This window comes from Acetobacter pasteurianus (genome assembly GCF_009914215.2).
Taxonomy (GTDB): Bacteria; Pseudomonadota; Alphaproteobacteria; order Acetobacterales; family Acetobacteraceae; genus Acetobacter; species Acetobacter pasteurianus.
Map to the genome: position 1 here is coordinate 51,776 of NZ_CP039845.2, position 17,078 is coordinate 68,853.

A 17,078-nucleotide genomic window follows, 5' to 3' on the forward strand; every position below is an offset into this window, starting at 1 on the left:
TCATTTTAATGCCAGACTGACAGATCTGACTGGCTATCCTAAATAGGGGAGCCTTACTGCTTCATTGAGATCGTGTCTTCCAAGAGGGTGTCGGCTGTTGTCACAGTCTTGGTATTGGCCGCATATGCCTCTTGAGCGACAATAAGTGCTGATAGATCACCGGTAAGATCTGTCGTCGAGGATTCTGTATAACCTACAGCTAGGGTTCCTGTCCCATTGGCCCCTACAACACCTGTTTCTGCATTACCAGATGCCGCGGTTGCAGTATATGCTTGCCCATCTACAGCCTGCAATCCATCAACGTTTTTGAAGTTGGTTAAAGCAACCTTTCCAACAAGTTGGGTATAGCCATTGTCGAACTCGGCCTGAATTGACCCGTCAGCTTCGATTTCGACACCTGTGTAAGTCCCACTTGCTACACTGTCACATGTCAGGGCACTAGAATCAGAACCTGTTGTCGTGTCTGTCGTAAGTTTGGCGCCGCTCAGATCGACTGTGTATGACGATCCCGCTACCGTAGCCGTGGTTGTGAGTGGAGATGAAGGTGCGCTGCCGTCAAATGATTTAACGGTTCCGTCTGTGTTAAAAACCACAGTATGTGATGCGCTGCTTACATCAGAAGTTGTGCCAGTGTTATAAGGGTCCACGGCCTGCACTGACCAGGTTGGTGGAGAGGCAGAGGTTTGTGTCCATTTCATCGACACATATGTTCCATTGACCTCAGTCGGATCCGTCAGAAATGACTGGGTGCTGCCTGTTGTCGTGCCGATCACACTGTCGTTGGCCATGGAGAGTGTCGTACCGCTAACGGTCATGCCGCTGGACTGGCTCTCGGTAGCTGTGCCACCTGAGGCGGCCATTGTTGTTCCGCTAGTACCACCTATGGTTCCCAGATTGAGTTCCATGGTTTGCGACTGATTATTCCCGTAATTAGCGGTTATGGGTATTTCGGCAGTGGCCCCGGATATCGTTGAGCCTACGGTCTTGCCCGTGCTGTTATCAACGATGGAGGATAGTGTTCCAGAACTGTCGAAAGTCACCTGATAACTATTGGGGGCGATAGTGCCTGTTCCATCCGCATCATATGCAGATACATTCCACACGAGTGGGTTGGTAGAGCTTTGAGTCCACTGTACAGCAATTTTATGAGGGTCGGAGTTTGAATCGTAAGTCGTTACAGGAGCAGATGTGTAAGACTGAGGAGTATATGTTTCCTGATCGCTGGTGCTGGAGGGGAGGGTGCCTACTGCAGCATTAAGGGTAAGTTCAGTTGTCTGTGTAGGCTTGAATGTGACATTGGAGACGTTGATTTGGCTGAGCTTTGATTCAAGTGCTCCGTTGGAGTTCACCATGTAACCATCTAGGTAATATCCTGACGTGTTTACAAGGTAGCCATTCTTATCCTCATAGAACTCCCCATTCCGGGTGTAATATTGTTGAGAAGAGAATGATGTGGTTCCCCCGGCAGTTGCCGTGCCAGTCGCTTTTGAGACGTTGAAAAGACCTGAGCCAGATATGTCCAGAGCAAGGCTGTCAGAACTGGCGGTTGCTGTCCCTTCATTCTCGACATGCTGCACTGTCACAGCAGAGACAGAATCTGATTCTGCCTGAGATTCAGAGTTACCCTTAAGGTTGCCAGCGACAAAATCCTGAAAAGAAGTTGTATCAGCTTTATACCCGACCGTTTGACTGTTGGCGATGTTGTTGCTCAGATTAGTGAACGCATCTGATTGAGCATTCATCCCGCTGACGGCTGTAGTAAGTGCATTAATAGCGCCTGCCATGGAGGGTTTGTCCTTATGCTTTGATATGCTGATCTGACACGTCTGCAATAATGCGTTGGCTCTGCATTTGTGCCTTTAGTTGCTGTCCTTATTAAAGGAAATAACGAGCAAATGTATGAACGCAAGAAAAGATGCACAAAACGTTACTAAAGTCTTTCTTTTTAAAGTGAATTACGTCTTGATCCAGGCGTCTTTAGCTTAACTAGATAGGCTATAATTGCTGCCACTGGTTTCCAGAATTCTTCGGGTATCTCAGTGTCGAGAGGGAGGTTATATAAGGATCTGGCCAAGGGTGGGTTTGAAATAATAGGCACATTGGCCTTATTGGCTATTTCCCTAATCCGAAATGCAAGATCATCAACACCTTTGGCGACTACTTGTGGGGCTGAGCTACTATTTTTATCGTATAGAATGGCCACGGAGTAATGTGTTGGGTTAACAACGACAACGGTAGATTTTTTCACGTTGTCCATCATGCGTCTACGGGATCTTCTTAAGGCTATTTGTCTAATTTTGGCCTTTATGAGTGGATCTCCCTCCGTTTGCTTCATTTCATCTTTGATATCTTGGAGGCTCATTTTTAGCTTCGAGATACGATGAAATCTCGTCCACAGCTCATCGAAGATGGTGATTACGCACTGTACAGCGAGGATCAGCAAAACTGAATAGACAAACCAACTCTTCATTTCCTGAGCTAGGCGTTGTGAACTCCATCGTTCTGCTTCAGGAGATAGTCTAACGGTTGATTTGGCAACGCCGTATAAGATTAGGCCGAAGATGATTAACTTTAGGAGGCTTTTGATAAGCTCAACAAGATTATTGATCCCGAATATTTTTTTTACTCCCTTCATAGGGGAGATACGCGAAATGTCAGGTGTAAGAGCTTGAGGGCGGAAAAGAAAATTAGTCTGAAGGAGCCCGAATATTAGTGGCAAAGCAGCACCAGTGATGAGTAGTGGTGCTGCAAGTTTTAACCCGTTGAGCCCAGCGGAAATGGTCGCTTTATAAAGCGATGCGGGGTCAGAATTGATGTTCCCAAAATTATTAAGACAAACCTTCATACTGGAAATGAAAGAGGGCGCAGCCGAGACCACATAAGTAGAGAAGACAAGGGCAAAGCCGGAAAGAGTTATGAGCAGCATAAACTCTCTTGATTGGGCAACATTCCCTTCATCACGAGCTGTCTGGAGCCTCTTTTCTGTAGGAGCCTGGGACTTTTCACCGCCTCCACCATTTTCATCAGCCATTGTGGGTTATTTCTGCTTTGGATGAGGTGGAGTGTTAGTAAGTGACTGAATGCCAGGCAATTCAAGCAAAATACCCTGAATTCGTTCCTGCCAAGTCCCAGTAACCACCTGAATTAATAGAGCGAGAAGTAGCAAACTGCCTAGGAGTTGAGCTGGCATCGCTACGGAGTAAACCTGTAGAGTAGGCATCAGTTTATTAAGCACACCGAGCATCGCAGGCCACAGAGTGCCGATAAGCACAAAAGGTGCAGCCAATTGCATTGCTATCGAAAATGTCTCTCCAGTGGCCTGAGATATGCTATGCGCCATATCTCCTGTTATCTGCATTGTAATGTGGCCCGGAGGGAATAAATTATAAGATCCTACGATAGCGTAAAGAGGTAGGGCGTACATCCCAGTGGTGAAAATGATTACTGGTATAAGAGAATTGGCCATGTGACTGATAGCTGTACTGGATGAACCCAATTGACTATCAGGTTGAATGACACTGGACATCCCGGTAAAGACGGACACAATTTGCATTGATATGGCAATTGATAGTGTTATTAGCCTCGCCAGTAATCCAATAAATATCCCGCATAATATTTCTTCGGCGATTATCATGATAGCTGAGGAGGGCATCCTCATTGCTTCTCCAGCTAAAGACTGTATGTGGTCATTCACGACTGGCAGAATGGCCACCGTGGTTGCTAGGGCTATTCCAGCTCTGATCCTGCTAGGCGCGCTGGTATCTCCCAGCCCAGGGCTAGTCATTATGACCGCACTCACCCGGCAAATTATGATTACGAATGTCGAAGTGAGTGCCGCTAGGCTGCCGTTGGGGGAAAGGAGGTCAGGATTACCTATAAAATCGGCTATGCTACTCAATCAGTAACCTCCGACCTTAATAACCTGATCAAAAATCATGTCAGCGTAAGAATGTACAGTTGCGTACATGAACGAACCAGTAAGGATCAGAGCCGCCATTGAGGCTGTAAACTTGGGAAGGAATGAAAGCGTAGGTTCACTAATCTGAGTGGTCGCCTGAAATAGAGAGACGCAAACGCCTGCGCATAAAGAAGCCAAGAGCGTAGGAGCACCTAACTTTACAGCAACTATAAGAGTCTGCCGTAATATCTCATGGACATCTAAAGAACCTGTAGTCATGCTGTCGGCACTCTCTCAATTTAAATCGACATTCTCATAACTTCTTGATAGGAGCTTACAAACTTATCACGAAGAACGGTTGTCGTTTGAAGACTTAGCTTCGCTTCTTCTACAGCCGCTGCCACATCAGCCATATTGCCTTTACCAGAAAGGGCCAGGGCGGTCTGATTCTCGGCTGATTTCCCGGTAGCAATCGCGCCAGATATTGCTCCTTCGAGGACTTGGCTAAAACTTGATACCGCGTCACCCGATGATTCTACATTTTGTTCTGTAGAAAGGCTCGGATCTAGCAGATCTTGCGCCTTTCTATATGCGCTTAAGGCGCCACCACCTTGCGTCGAGGATAATGATGAAATTGCATCTATGCTCATATTAAGCCTTGACCTGTCTCATGCCGAATCAATCTGATTGGCTTCATGATCTGATTATGTATTAGGTCTTGATGAGTATATTTCCAAATTATTTTAACCTTAGTTTCTGCAAGACTTGCTTTGTGTCATTAAACTTAAAACAGAATGCTATTGTGACAATAAGCAGCAAAAGAGCACCAAATTCTTGCCATCAAGCCTTTTCCTTAGAAGTGTTTTAGCTTTGATATTCCCAGATAGGTCTTTACTTTTGGTGATCATAAACTGACCATCATGATTGATGGTTAAATGGAGGTTATCCATGACAGAAACATCTGCTGCATCACAGTTGGCAGGGGCGATGAGAGCCGCAATTTCTCATAAAGCAACGGCAGCTCATGCGCCTTCGAAGCCAGAGCATATTGCTGGGAATGCAAAGATTTCGTCTGGTCATTCCGGGGGATCCGAGACATCAATGCAGTTTGATGCAACAGGACAGATTATACCCTCTGCGAAGGGTGAGAAGAAAGGCTCAGCCACGGAAAGCCTTGTTAATCTTCTCGCTTAATAGAAGATTATTTGACCTTCAAAGGTTGCTGAAAGAACCGGGCAAAGTGTATTGCTTTGCCCAGCTCTTATTCGGCTTGTTGGAGATGCCACTTGGCTCGTGTTTTGGTCTCGAAAAGAAAGCAGCCACATTTAATGATCAGGCATTCTAACCTAAAGATAGGTTTGCGAGATTTTTCATTTTCATCTGGTCTATGTGGTGCTCTTGTCCTTTCAGGAGCAATGTTTGCATTTAGTGATTTCGCTAATGCTCAAACGACAGCAACTTTATCTTCTCTGCTAAATCAAGATCAAGACAAGATCGAGCGCGCGTCTAAGCCAGAAGGGGTGACTGTTAGTGATCACCCTAAGTCCAAAACGCTCAAAAATCATAAAAAAATCGAACATGTGGCACCCCATGTGCTTGCTGGAAAAGCTTCAGAGCAAAATCGAAATCGTGAGATTAAGAACAACCAGGATCTTTCTGAAGACTTGTTGTTAAAAGGGCTACCAGAAGGATGGAGTGCCCATGTTGTCGGCATTAACGACATACGGAAGGGTGGGGCTCAACGTGCAACGGAGCCTTCTGCTGCTTCAGATCACTCATCACTATTTGGCACCAAATCTAAAGATACCAGTACCGACAACACTCAGCGATCAGTTCCTGGCCAAGGATCAGAAAATGGATTGGATAATAGCGACAGCACCAATTCCAGTTTTTCTTCCCATCGTATATTGATCCCCGTCCCCGCCAACATGGGGTTGGCTGCTTACCAGAGTGGTCGATATTTTGTAATTGTCGTAGATAATGCTGAACCGATGAATACTTCTGCGCTCCGCGGAGATGGTATTTTTGCAGGTTTAAGGGTTGAAACCATTGCAGACGCCACCATTATCACTATCCCGCTTGTCGATACGCGGCAACTTTACCTCTCACAGCAAAGCAATGGCTGGATTTTGGGAGATGAGCCCCCTCCTGGTAATGATTATGGTGATAGGCGTGTCATTAACCCACGGCTTTCAAATGATGGACTGCTATTCCCTTTGAGGCATCCTGGCCGTGTGCTCTCAATCAAAGATCCTGCAACCGGGAGAACCGTCTTAATCGGCACTTCTGCAAGTGACGACGGGGGAATCCTTTCGCTGCGCCGTAGTCATGATTACGATGTGTGGCCATCACTGGAAGGCATTATTATCGATGATCATGCCCCTCCGACTGTGGAAATGAAGGCAACGCCGGAGGGAGATTTACTTTCTATAAACGGTAAAAATATTCCAGACCCATCTGAAGCAGTATTTGCCAGTGATGTTGATCTGAAATGGCTTGGCCTGAAAAATCAGACATTGGATCAGTTGCAGGAAAATTATAGAGCCGCGGTCATCGCTGCCGCTGATTCCGAACCTTCTGATCGTTTTGCAAAGCGCCTTGAAGCTGCGAAAGCAGCATTTGGGGTGGGGGCATTTCCTGATGCTCGTGCGATCATGACAGTCGCCCTGGAGGACGATCCAGAGGAGGCGTTTAGAACAGATGTCAGGTTCCTACTTGGCGCTATTGAATTGATGTGCGGGAATGTTGATGGGGCAGCCCTTTTAGATGGCCCTTGGCCTGATGGTGACAAACGGGCCACGCAGATGTGGAAAGGCTTGTATCATGCTGCTGCAGGAGGGGATGACGAGGAGGCAGCACATCTGTTGGCTACTGACTTTGATCGATTGCTGAATTACCCACAGAGCCTTAAAGACGTGCTATTGGCTCCAGTCACAGAACATATCGCGCGCTATGGAAAGCCCGAAGACCGACTTGTTCTGGATAAGGTTCCAGAATCTTCCTTTGCAAAGCTTGCCAGAGTGCTTAGTCGAATGAGGGATATCCCTTCCGATGCGCATAAAGACGATAAAGCTATTACTGACGTTCTGACTGAATTTTCTGATTTAGCAGGCGACAAAGATCCAACGATCTCTGAAAAGGCGGTAGAAGCTGGAACAATTCTCAGGTTAAAATCAGGATTGCTTTCTCCAGAAGATGCAGCTCTCGTCTTTTCTCAATTGTTGCCTGACGGCCGTTTATCGGGGAGAGAGGTCTCTGTTCGAATGGCACAAGCTGATGCTTACATTCGCGCAAAAAGGTGGTCTGATGCCTTGGCCGCATTGGATAAAGCCCAGAGAACATTATCTTCAAGATCTGAGCCCGACATTACACCGATGGTTTACCAAGCTTTATCAGGGATAGCTCAGGAAGCAAATCCGACAAATTTAAAATCGGGTCAGGTTCAGCCCTCTCTCATAAAAGATGCAGCAATGCTGCGTGCACATCTTCCCGATATTCCTCCGGGACCTCAGAAAGCTGATGTTTTGATGGCTTATGGCAAGATGCTGTTGAACCTTGGGCTTACGGATGAAGCATCTCAGGCATTTTCAAATTCTGTCCCTATGTTTCAGGATCCGGTAAGCAAAGCAATCGCTGGCGAAGGGTTGGCGGATTCATTCATTCAGAGAGGAATGTTTGATGAGGCATCTGAGGCATTGGCTAACACAAATAGCCCTGGTCTCCCCAAAGATGTATTGGAAGGCCGAGGACGTGTTGCTGCCAGAATAGCTATGTCATCTGGAAAGCCAGAAGTTGCTCTTTATCTATTGGGAGCTGATCAGAATGATATCGCTGCCGACATGCGGGCCAGGATTCATGAAGCGCGAGATGAATGGTCCCCGGCTGTGTCAGACGTAATCCTTATGGTAAAGAAAAGGGTTCCTGAGGCAGGCGAACTAAACATTGACCAGCAGTTGCTTTGTCTCCGTTTGGCCTCAGATGCATCTCGTGCAGGGGATGTTGGCACATTGGAATGGATTTCTAATCGTGTGGGGGATAGGAAATTTGCAGGAGATACAGAAAGATTATTCCGGCTTCTTGTCTCCTCTCCATAGAATTCCTGTCTGGTGAGGCTGGGATAATGTCAAAAGGCTATAAAAATGCCCGATAACTCGTTTAATTCTTCAATCGGAGGGGTAGGGGGGACAGACCTGTTATCCCTAGCTGAACGCAGAATGAAATGGCTCCAGAACCGTGAATCGGTTTTGGCCGGCAACGTGGCGAATGCTAATACTCCAGGATATGTCTCAAAAGACATATCGCCTTTTCAAGGTGTCGTTGAGGGGCAATTAGACCCAGAATTGGCTAAGACTTCACCCATGCATATGTCAGATGATGGAGGGAGTACACGATCACAGCATATCCCCGGATCTTCTTCTCTTGATGGAAACCATGTTGTTTTAGAAGATGAACTAGGGAAAATTGCTGACACTAATGACCAGCAGCGCTTTGCAACGACTGTATATGGTCGATACATGAGCATGTACAGCACGGCCCTTGGTTCATCATCACAGTAAATCGTGTAGCGAGGTTCTTGATGGATTTCTCAGATACTATTGGTATCTCGGCTTCAGGTATGAGGGTTCAATCCGCTAGATTAAGAATTGCTGCGGAGAACCTTGCAAATGAAGAGACCACTGGATCAACGCCTGGCGCAGATCCATATCGCCGTAAAACCATTACCTTTAAAGATGAAGTTGATGCGGCTACTGGTGTATCAACGGTCAAGGTCAAAGAGATCGGTCGTGATCCGTCTGATTTCCAGTTGAAATATGACCCTTCTCATCCGGCCGCTGATGAAAAGGGGTATGTCAAAATGCCTAATGTGAACTCCATGGTAGAAATAATGGACACTCATGATGCTCAACATTCTTATGAGGCAAATCTAAATACAATGCAGATTACAAGGTCTATGCTGACAAGATCTATTAACCTCATGAAGAACTGAGGACACCATTCTTCTCCCCCGTAAGCCGGGGAAATTAGTTAAAAACTGACATGCTCACCGGCCTGAACGCCGGAGCTTGCGGGCCTGAAAAACAGGTCAAATGCTACGCACCTGCTTAAGGCCTAAGACATCAGGAATGTCATCTTTTTCAGTGGACGCACCCCAAAAGAAAAGGCCCTTGCCATAGGCAAGGGCCTTTCTCAGACCAGCACTAATCCAGCTTTTACTGGAACAGAGACAGCACGTTCTGAGATTCGCCGTTGGCGATGGACAGAGACTTGATGGCCAGTGACTGTTTGGTCTGCAGAGATGTCAGCTTGGCGCTTTCAGAAGACATATCGGCATCAGTCAGGGCGCCGGAGGCTGAAGTCAGGTCATCGGAAACAGCTTCGCCATAGGTGGACATGGCAGCGAGCATGTTGGTATTTGCACCCAGCTTGGATGTGACGTTGGTCATAGCCGTGATGGCGTTCTGCACCTTGTCAATCAGGTTGGCTGCAGTATCTGACATGGCGATGGAAGAGCCGGTGCCGGTCAGGAATACGTTGGACGTGGGATCAGCGCCGGCCGTGCTGCCTGTTGTCAGCCCAAGGGCATCAGTCAGAACAGAGATTGTGCCCGTTGAGCCAGTGTCGGATGCGATGGATGCGGAAAAGCCGGTGATTGTCTGTGTGTCACCCTGCAGGCCGGTAACGTAAGAAATCTGGTTGGACGTAATGCCCAGGCCGTCACCAGTCCCGACTGAAAGCAGGTTCACGCCTTTTGTCGTAGCGTCACGTGCAATCGTGTCGATTTCCTTCATGTAGCCGGTCAGTTCTTCATTGACCTGGCTCAGAGATGTGCTGCTGGAATCATTGTCCTTCAGGCCGGTCACGGCTTCCTGAACCTGGTTCAGCACAGACAGGATGTTATTGGCAGCGGAAGTGGTTGAGCTCACGACAGATGAGGCGTAACTCAGACCATCGTTAACGGCGGCCTGGCCCTGGGTGTCGCCATTGATCTGGGAGGCGATGCCAAATGCAGCGGGATTATCTGCAGCCGTTGCGACCTTTTTGCCGGTTGAAACAGCGTTTTCTGTGGCTGACAGTTGAGACTGCGTGGAATTCAGGGTTTCCAGGGCGACCATGGAAGAGTTGTTTGTGTTAACTGAAAGACTCACTTGCGTGCTCTCCGCTTGTCTTCTTCTGAAGCAGATCCGCGGTCTACACCCAGTTGTCTGGGGGGCGCATCAACTCACCAAAAGAAGATGTTTTAATTTACAAGTCTCAATAAAAAGCAGAAAGGCTACAAACATATTAACGAGGGGTTCAGTTTTTTTATGAGGATAAATTTTTTAATGAAAGGCCTATTTCAATAGGTCTAATTTTCACTTCATTCTCATTCGAATGATAATTGATCTTCTCCCCACCCGGCAGGGCGGGGCATTAAGGCGCTTTTGGTAAAAGATTTTCTGCCCATTTTACCGGGGGGATGAATAAGGCCGCGGCTTTTTCATGATTTCAGGGACAGGGATCTGAATTTTGTCGAGAAATTTAGTTTCTGGTCCCTTAGGCTGCGTCTGGTGTTCTGTGATTAAAGGCTCCTGTAAATCGTTTTCTTTATCTTTGTTTATTTCATCAGCCATCGCACCAGGAAGATCGGGTGTACCAATGCCAATAGTATTCTGAACTTCTTGTGATGTTGATGGAGTATTTATGAAGCTATCTGCGGCTAAACTTTTGTCTGGGCTTACAACTATTTCCCCTTCATTCAGATCCTGATCTATTAGATCAGACATGGCCTTTGAATTGCTTCCAGAGGGAATGAGGTCATCCTCTACCTTGCCTTCGTCAGGTTTATTCGGTGGGAGAGGCATGTCGCTAGGCTGAACGGAGACAGTGCTTTGTTCAAGAGGGTTCTCAACATGACTTGTCGGTGCAGGTGCAGGTAGGGGAGGTATGGTGTCTTCAGTATTGTGGTCATCATTGATTTGTAGAGTGGAAGCTTGGCTTTGATCTTGCATGTCTGGCGTCAACAGAAGGGGTGAAGCCTCTTCACCGCGAAGAATCTCCTCAGATAGTTCTTTTCGAATATTTTCTGCTCGTACAATTTGGTCGCCGAGCTTTGATGTGATGGATAATCCGCTATCAGATAGACCTCTCAATTCATTCATGATTTGAGAGGCGCCTTCATTTAATGATGTAAGATCCTCAATCTTATTGGAAGAGTCCTGGATAAGGAAGGTTAGTTTCCTGCCGTTTTTTGCTACTTCGTCTTTAAGAGTGTTGACGCTTGTATTCGCAGAAGATGCCGATGCGTCTAATTGGGTAATAAGTGCTTCAACGCTCGGCTGAATTTCTTTGAGAGTAAGAAGGCTCTTTTTAATTCTGCGGCTACCAAAAAGTCCCAGGAGAATGAGGACGCAAAGAACTGCTTCAATGGCTACTTGAATATCGTTGGAAAGCATGATGCACCTGTTTTAGATAAGGTTAGATATTCATCTTTTCTCTCAAGCGAGGGGAAAGATATCTCTATTTTATGAAGATGGTGACGTAAGAGAGTTAATTCCGATACTTTCCAAATCCTCTTTCTTGACTATTTCATCATCAGCAGGAATCAATCTGGCACCAATTTTTACCGAGAGCCTGTCGTTAATTTTCCCTAATGTGCCTTCAAACATCGGCGTATCGTCGCATTGAAGCCTAACCTTATAAGGGGTGCCCTCTTGATGAGGGAAAATTAGGGTAGATCCCTTCTCCAAGCTAAGGATATCCCTGAGAGGGAATTCTTTTTCATTCAATATGGCTGATACCGTCACATTGGTTTCAATGATTTCCCCAAGAAGATGTTCTCCCCATATTGAATCGGAACCATAGTTTTCTCCCATAAATTGTTGGGTCAACTTTTCACGAACCGGTTCAAGAGTTGCATACGGGATCACTATATCCATATTGCCGCTTCTATCTTCCATGTCGATATGGAAGCGTGCAGCCACGGTCGCATTAGACGGTCTTGCAATTACCGCGAAACTTGAGCTCATCTCCAGTCTATCGAATGTAAAATCAATCTTGCAAACGGGCTCAAAGGCTGTGCTTAGATCCGCAAGAGTGATTGTGATGAGCTTTTCAATCAAAGATCGCTCTATCGGGGTGTGAGCTCTATTTTCAATTATTTTGGTGCCTGAGCCGCGTTGTCCGCCCATCAGAAGGTCAATTATTGAGTAAGAAAGAGCGGAATCAACTATGATAAGCCCAAGGTTCTTCCACTGCTCAGCCTTAAACACACCAAATGATGAAGATGAAGGCACGCTCTCCATATAATCACCGAAGCGTAGTGATTTGATGCTCTCCAGTGTTATGTCAACACTATCATTCGTAAATGCTCTTAGTGTTGCGGAAAGTAGGCGAATAAGCCTGTCAAATGCGTTTTCAAGCATAGGCATGCGCTCATAGGAGACAAACCCAGCTTTGATTATTCTTTCAATGCCGCTTTCTTCTCGTGTGTGGGATTTTTCAAATACGTTGCCTAAGATGTTGTCGATTTCACTTTGATCTAAAGACGGTGATTTATCTTCAGTGTTATCTTGGTCTGACATCATTAGGCCTTGTAATAAACCGGGGGAGAGATGAGATTTATGAAGATGGTTATACCTAGCATTGTCGATATTATTGGGTAAGAAATTCTGTGATATAAATGTTTGAAACATTCAACGGCGCAAGATCTGATCTCAATCTTCGTAGAAGTGCTTCCCGAAGTCTGTAAAAACCGTTGCCATGAAGATCTTGTGGACGTGTCTCATGAAGATACGTCTGGAATATATCCTGAATTTCAGGGATTTTGTCACTGAGATTGTCCCCAGGCTTTGCTCCTGAGATCTCAACTGTAGCAGTCATTTTTACATAGACTGTTTTGCCGTTGCCATTATCCAGGTTTGCTGTCGCCGGAGGTATTCCCAGTACAACCGGTGGGTTCACGAGAGATTTGACCCCTGTTTCATCTTTCGTGGCATCATGTTTCAAGGCTGATATTGGGAGAAGATTTTTTTTCCATGCGTAACCCGCACCTCCGCCGATAATAACAACGCCTCCAAGGAGAAGGATTAAAAGCTTTTTCTTCTTGGGTTTGGGGTCTAAAAGCCCTTCTGGAGTTTCTTTTTGATCCGCGGACAACGTGTCACTCATTAATGGCTCCGAAAAGAACATTTCAACCATAAGCCATCATGAAATAATCCGCGGCTCAGGTCTCTAAATTTGATTAGATCATAGTAGGGTAAGAGAATGTTCAGATGCAAGGTTTAAGGTCTGCAAAGGAATAAGCCTTGCATCTGAATGTTTCTCTTCAAGGCTTACTAGCCGCCTTGAAGGTTTAACGCAATCTGATCAGTTAGATGAGTAAGGTTAAATATAGTTCGCTAAAGTCATATCTTTCATATCCGATATTAGTGTGAATGATGCCTCTAGTTGCGTTTTTAAGTCTGAGGCCTGTGTTGCTGCCTCAGCCATATTCGCTCCGACCATCGTATCCATCTGGCTTTCAAGCAGATTTTGAACGTTAGTAAGATTGCTTTGTTTTGATGTAAGTTGATCTTGCAGAACGCCAGTGCTGGTGCCTGCGTCAATAAGGCTATTTGCAGTTTTTGTTAATGATTTCTGTAACTGTGACGCAATTTCTGTAAAGCCCGGCGTTGAGGATGACATGCCCTTCATCGAAGACATAATCATCATATCTCTGATTAAATCTCTAACTGGGGACCCAGTAGAATCACTCGTTTTCTGCGATCCTTGTGTTGCTACTGCTCCAATTTGAGTTGTTTGACCATCTATGCCGGTGACGATTGACACTCCCATTGACCCAGCGTCCTCCGCCGGAACAGAAAGACTAGCACTGAACACAGTGAGACTGTCTGAGTTGTCGGCAGCGGCATCTGTAGCTTCGCTCAATATCGTTTCAGCATTTGATGACGTTAAACCCGAAACAATGGAATTTATTTTTGTAGCAAGGTTGCTCGTGGCAAGACCATCAGGATCTGTTACAGTTTTTTCAGTCGAGTTTATCCCTGAAAAAATATAACCGTTCTCGTCAGAGGTGTTAAGTATTCCACCTAGTGTGCTCAGATCGGCGCTGGCTGTGGTTGCATTAGCGTCTACAGCCGATCCTGAAGAGCCTTCTGTGCTTTCCATGCTTAATGCTGCTGCGGCTAGGTTCTGGGCCAGTGACGCCATGCTGCTGTAAGCGGAGGAGGTAAGAGAGAGCCTGGACTGAGCTACCGTAATATTGCTGGACAAAGAGCTGATTTCGGAAATTCTTGGGCTAAGGGAAAGTGCCGACTCTGTGTTGTCATCCAGGCCGGCAATAGTCTCGGAAATTGTTCCTTCAGAGGCCTCCCAGCTTACCTGCGTTTGTCTTTCCGTAATGTCACCTATTGCTTTTGACAGTATTGTTGAAGCGCCAGATGCGCCATATAGGCCCACTGATGTGCTCATAATACGTTTCCTTGCCCGTTGGATGTTAGTTCACAGCGTCCAGTAGTTCGCTAAACATGCTTTGAACTGCAGTTACGATTTTTGCATTTGCAGTATACGCGCTCTGTAAGGCCACTATCTCTGACATCTGACTGTTCACATCCACCCCAGAAACTGATGAAACTTTAGTGGAAAGGGTTGTTTGTACAGTGGATTCAGTTGAAAGGTCGGCGGAGGTATTGGAGATTGTAGCTGCCTGGTCGGTTGTTAGAGACGTAGCTAGTTCGCTCAGCCCTTGATTCCCAGTATAGCCCGTAGCGAGATCCCCTGAGGGGCCAAGTCCTGAGGTTGGGGAAGATAATGATCCAGATGTATCATCTGAAGAAGTGCCGAATGCTTCTCCAAGAATATTGGTGAGACCGGTTATAACGCCAGTATTGCCGTTGCTGTCTGTCGTGAGAAGTGAAGGATTTTTGACGTAGTCCTGGTTCACGGAAATCACGGACGAAAGACCGACAATGCCATTCGGTGTGGTTTTTGTTGTGTCAGAAGAAAGTGGTGATGATGTTCCATTGGTAAATAGAGGCGTACCTGCGTTATCAAACCTGTTGATCAATGTGTAAGAAAAGGAATCTAACTGAGCCTGCATTTTCGGGTATGTTGTATCGCGCAGGGTGATGTTGGCGCCTAGTGAACCACCGGAAAGGTCGGAGGTGACATCTTGTCCATTAAGCATGATGCCTGAGATGCCGCCGGAGGTATCCCCCTCCTTGTAATACATGCTCGAAGATATGGTGGTGGCGGCATAAGTAAGAGGCCAAGAGGAGGAGGGGAGTTCTGTGTTTGAATCAGAAAGGCCGATTTGATCTGGTCGGGTTGGAAGAAGAGTGCCATTGGTCGTGTGGACAGTAACATCACCATTGCTTGACGTATTGAAGGTAACATCGAGTTTTTGGGAGAGGCTGTCCATCGCTTCAAGGCGCTGGTTTTGAAGATCTGCCGTGTCCTGCCCAGCAGCAGTCAGAAGCATGATTTTTTTCGATATTTCGCCAATTGTTGTCAGGCTAGAGTTCACATCGCTCACATTGGATGCGATGTTATTTTCGGCGGTTTGTCTTTGAGTGTCGTAAACTGACGAAAGAGTGTTGATCTGTGACGTAAGTGTCTCTGCGTCAGATATAACAGCAGACTGGGCGGCCGTATTTGTTGGGGTTGCCGAGAGGGATGTTATGGCACTTGCTACTCCCTGAAGGCTGTCAGAAAGCGTGCCAGTAGTGTCATCTGTGTCTGTGTCTGTCGAGTCAGAAGTTGTGGTGCCCTGCACTGCAGAAAGGCTCGCGAGTGAATTATCCATAGTGGTAAGTGCAGAAACCTTCGCATTCTGCGAATACAACGCTTTCTGAAGGCCGGCAGAGAGGGATAGGGTGGTGTTCCCAACTGAGACGCCTGTGCCCACCTTCCCCGCTACGACAGAGGACACAACGGCGGTTTCTTTCACGTAACCATCAGTGCCTGAATTTGACACATTTTCTGATGTCACAGCGAGTTCGGAATCAATGCCGTGAAGACCACTTGTGGCTATGGACAGAGAAAGGCCGAGATCCATTGCTATTTCCTTTGCGCGGGAAGAATTAAGGGGGGTGCGTTGGTTAGACCCTGCCGTTGGGTGAGAGATTTGAGGGGTGATACATTCTGCCGATTTTGAGCGATAATGGTTACAGGAAGATTACCTGGCTCGAATAAGTAGGTCTGAGACGTGTTCAATGTCACGAAGATGCATCAGCGGTAATCTTGTCTATGGCATTCAATCGGCGTGTGGATTCTGTTTGAACGAGTTGAAAGTTAAGGTCGTACGCGCGCTGTATTCTGATCATGTTGGTGGTCTCAGCAATCGCATTTACGTTGCTGGATTCAAGCATGCCCTGCCTAACTTCCTTTGCCGTTACCTGATGTGTCTGCGTGGTCGGATTAAGGAGATGGTTACCCTCATCCTTAAGGGTATTCTCATTGTCAACATCGACAACATTTAAGGAGGCTATGGTTCCTTTTTCCGTTGATATGGTGCCATCAGAGGAAACGCCTAACGGCAGTATCTGGTCTTGAGGGTCAAGAACAATATTCCTATTCTGGTCATCTAGAACAGGATCTCCGTCTCCATTAACAATTGTCCCGTCATTGCTGCGATGGAACTGACCATTCCTTGTCAACCGGATGCCATTTGGCGTTCTGACAGTAAAATAGCCCTCTCCGTTAAGAGCCAAATCAAGGGGATTGCCAGTCTGGCGAAGTGTTCCTTGCATTTGGTCTTTGTAAGTGGCGCGATCCTGAGCGTAATGGATTACCTTTTCGGCCCCTGTACCTTGAGCATCTTTCTGTTTCGATAGGTAGTCAGAGAACTGAACTCTAGAGAGCTTAAAGCCATCGGTATTGGCGTTTGCCAAATTGTTGGAGGTAACATCCAATGCGCGTGTTAGTGCGTCTATCCGAGAGAGGGCGATATAACTGGTATTGTCCAAAGCAGCCTCCAAAGCGCGCCTTATTGATCCCCGTTTCTCCCCGATAGCATTCGAGAGTGACGAAAGGGCAGGAATAAAAGCCCTATTGCAGGATCCGAAAGGCCTTCTTCGGCCAAATATAGGGCACGATAGCTCTTAACGCACAATAAAAACGCCTTGCGAAAGGTATTTTTAGCACTTAGCCTAAGATGTGCTTGCCTGATAAGAACCTTTCTTTCGTCTTGTTCATCATGCTT

Annotated in this window: 16 protein-coding genes; 4 read left to right on the plus strand and 12 right to left on the minus strand. The window is 46.5% G+C overall.

Going from position 1 to position 17,078, the window contains the following annotated elements; all coding sequences use genetic code 11:
• Positions 1-53: 53 nt before the first annotated feature.
• The 5 genes from FCN51_RS00220 to FCN51_RS00240 all read right to left on the minus strand — a co-directional run bounded on the left by FCN51_RS00220 (position 54) and on the right by FCN51_RS00240 (position 4,548).
• Positions 54-1,784 carry a flagellar hook-basal body complex protein gene (locus tag FCN51_RS00220; RefSeq protein ID WP_124296478.1) on the minus strand — a complete coding sequence of 577 codons (1,731 nt, stop codon included), beginning with the start codon at positions 1,782-1,784 and terminating at the stop codon, positions 54-56.
• A 161-nt stretch (positions 1,785-1,945) separates the two neighbouring features.
• Positions 1,946-3,031, minus strand: a complete 1,086-nt coding sequence (locus FCN51_RS00225; RefSeq protein ID WP_160255976.1) for an EscU/YscU/HrcU family type III secretion system export apparatus switch protein — start codon at positions 3,029-3,031, stop codon at positions 1,946-1,948.
• Positions 3,032-3,037: 6 nt separating this feature from the next.
• Positions 3,038-3,898: a flagellar biosynthetic protein FliR gene (locus FCN51_RS00230; RefSeq protein ID WP_160255977.1), complete on the minus strand. Its 861-nt coding sequence runs from the start codon at positions 3,896-3,898 to the stop codon at positions 3,038-3,040.
• Entirely contained in the window at positions 3,899-4,177 is a 279-nt protein-coding gene (locus tag FCN51_RS00235; protein ID WP_124296475.1) for a flagellar biosynthetic protein FliQ, read from the minus strand.
• Positions 4,178-4,197: 20 nt separating this feature from the next.
• The gene (locus FCN51_RS00240; protein ID WP_124296474.1) at positions 4,198-4,548 is read right to left on the minus strand and encodes a flagellar hook-basal body complex protein FliE; all 351 of its coding nucleotides are present in this window, start codon (positions 4,546-4,548) and stop codon (positions 4,198-4,200) included.
• Between the two features lie 298 nt (positions 4,549-4,846).
• Between FCN51_RS00240 and FCN51_RS00245 the strand changes: the two genes are divergently transcribed.
• From FCN51_RS00245 to flgC, 4 genes are all read left to right on the plus strand, one after another.
• Positions 4,847-5,092 (plus strand): hypothetical protein, encoded by a 246-nt coding sequence (locus FCN51_RS00245; protein WP_160255978.1) that lies wholly within the window; start codon positions 4,847-4,849, stop codon positions 5,090-5,092.
• Between the two features lie 92 nt (positions 5,093-5,184).
• Entirely contained in the window at positions 5,185-7,992 is a 2,808-nt protein-coding gene (locus FCN51_RS00250; protein WP_160255979.1) for a hypothetical protein, read from the plus strand.
• 45 nt (positions 7,993-8,037) lie between these two features.
• Positions 8,038-8,454, plus strand: a complete 417-nt coding sequence (locus FCN51_RS00255) for a flagellar basal body rod protein FlgB (RefSeq protein WP_281854472.1) — start codon at positions 8,038-8,040, stop codon at positions 8,452-8,454.
• Positions 8,455-8,474: 20 nt separating this feature from the next.
• Positions 8,475-8,885: a flagellar basal body rod protein FlgC gene (flgC, locus tag FCN51_RS00260; RefSeq protein WP_099542187.1), complete on the plus strand. Its 411-nt coding sequence runs from the start codon at positions 8,475-8,477 to the stop codon at positions 8,883-8,885.
• A gap of 223 nt (positions 8,886-9,108) precedes the next feature.
• On the opposite strand, the gene FCN51_RS00265 is transcribed toward flgC, so the two are convergent.
• From FCN51_RS00265 to flgF, 7 genes are all read right to left on the minus strand, one after another.
• On the minus strand, positions 9,109-10,044 hold the full coding sequence (locus FCN51_RS00265) for a flagellin N-terminal helical domain-containing protein (RefSeq protein ID WP_160255981.1): 936 nt from the start codon (positions 10,042-10,044) through the stop codon (positions 9,109-9,111).
• A gap of 300 nt (positions 10,045-10,344) precedes the next feature.
• On the minus strand, positions 10,345-11,331 hold the full coding sequence (locus tag FCN51_RS00270) for a hypothetical protein (RefSeq protein WP_160255982.1): 987 nt from the start codon (positions 11,329-11,331) through the stop codon (positions 10,345-10,347).
• 69 nt (positions 11,332-11,400) lie between these two features.
• On the minus strand, positions 11,401-12,462 hold the full coding sequence (gene fliM, locus FCN51_RS00275; RefSeq protein ID WP_236661156.1) for a flagellar motor switch protein FliM: 1,062 nt from the start codon (positions 12,460-12,462) through the stop codon (positions 11,401-11,403).
• Positions 12,463-12,529: 67 nt separating this feature from the next.
• Positions 12,530-13,045 carry a flagellar basal body-associated FliL family protein gene (locus FCN51_RS00280; RefSeq protein WP_160255983.1) on the minus strand — a complete coding sequence of 172 codons (516 nt, stop codon included), beginning with the start codon at positions 13,043-13,045 and terminating at the stop codon, positions 12,530-12,532.
• A gap of 216 nt (positions 13,046-13,261) precedes the next feature.
• The gene (locus FCN51_RS00285) at positions 13,262-14,347 is read right to left on the minus strand and encodes a flagellin (RefSeq protein ID WP_160255984.1); all 1,086 of its coding nucleotides are present in this window, start codon (positions 14,345-14,347) and stop codon (positions 13,262-13,264) included.
• Between the two features lie 25 nt (positions 14,348-14,372).
• Positions 14,373-15,932 (minus strand): flagellar hook-associated protein FlgK, encoded by a 1,560-nt coding sequence (gene flgK, locus FCN51_RS00290; RefSeq protein ID WP_160255985.1) that lies wholly within the window; start codon positions 15,930-15,932, stop codon positions 14,373-14,375.
• 160 nt (positions 15,933-16,092) lie between these two features.
• Positions 16,093-16,842 (minus strand): flagellar basal-body rod protein FlgF, encoded by a 750-nt coding sequence (gene flgF, locus FCN51_RS00295; protein WP_124296463.1) that lies wholly within the window; start codon positions 16,840-16,842, stop codon positions 16,093-16,095.
• Positions 16,843-17,078: the final 236 nt, after the last annotated feature.

What these genes read in the sequence shown, in the direction of transcription:
- flgC (WP_099542187.1), top strand. Translation starts at nt 8,475, where the DNA reads ATGGATTTCTCAGATACTATTGGTATCTCGGCTTCAGGTATGAGGGTT.
- FCN51_RS00220 (WP_124296478.1), bottom strand. Translation starts at nt 1,784, where the DNA reads ATGGCAGGCGCTATTAATGCACTTACTACAGCCGTCAGCGGGATGAAT.
- FCN51_RS00270 (WP_160255982.1), bottom strand. Translation starts at nt 11,331, where the DNA reads ATGCTTTCCAACGATATTCAAGTAGCCATTGAAGCAGTTCTTTGCGTC.
- FCN51_RS00245 (WP_160255978.1), top strand. Translation starts at nt 4,847, where the DNA reads ATGACAGAAACATCTGCTGCATCACAGTTGGCAGGGGCGATGAGAGCC.
- FCN51_RS00240 (WP_124296474.1), bottom strand. Translation starts at nt 4,548, where the DNA reads ATGAGCATAGATGCAATTTCATCATTATCCTCGACGCAAGGTGGTGGC.
- FCN51_RS00235 (WP_124296475.1), bottom strand. Translation starts at nt 4,177, where the DNA reads ATGACTACAGGTTCTTTAGATGTCCATGAGATATTACGGCAGACTCTT.
- fliM (WP_236661156.1), bottom strand. Translation starts at nt 12,462, where the DNA reads ATGATGTCAGACCAAGATAACACTGAAGATAAATCACCGTCTTTAGAT.
- FCN51_RS00255 (WP_281854472.1), top strand. Translation starts at nt 8,038, where the DNA reads ATGCCCGATAACTCGTTTAATTCTTCAATCGGAGGGGTAGGGGGGACA.
- flgK (WP_160255985.1), bottom strand. Translation starts at nt 15,932, where the DNA reads ATGGATCTCGGCCTTTCTCTGTCCATAGCCACAAGTGGTCTTCACGGC.
- FCN51_RS00280 (WP_160255983.1), bottom strand. Translation starts at nt 13,045, where the DNA reads ATGAGTGACACGTTGTCCGCGGATCAAAAAGAAACTCCAGAAGGGCTT.
- FCN51_RS00285 (WP_160255984.1), bottom strand. Translation starts at nt 14,347, where the DNA reads ATGAGCACATCAGTGGGCCTATATGGCGCATCTGGCGCTTCAACAATA.
- FCN51_RS00225 (WP_160255976.1), bottom strand. Translation starts at nt 3,031, where the DNA reads ATGGCTGATGAAAATGGTGGAGGCGGTGAAAAGTCCCAGGCTCCTACA.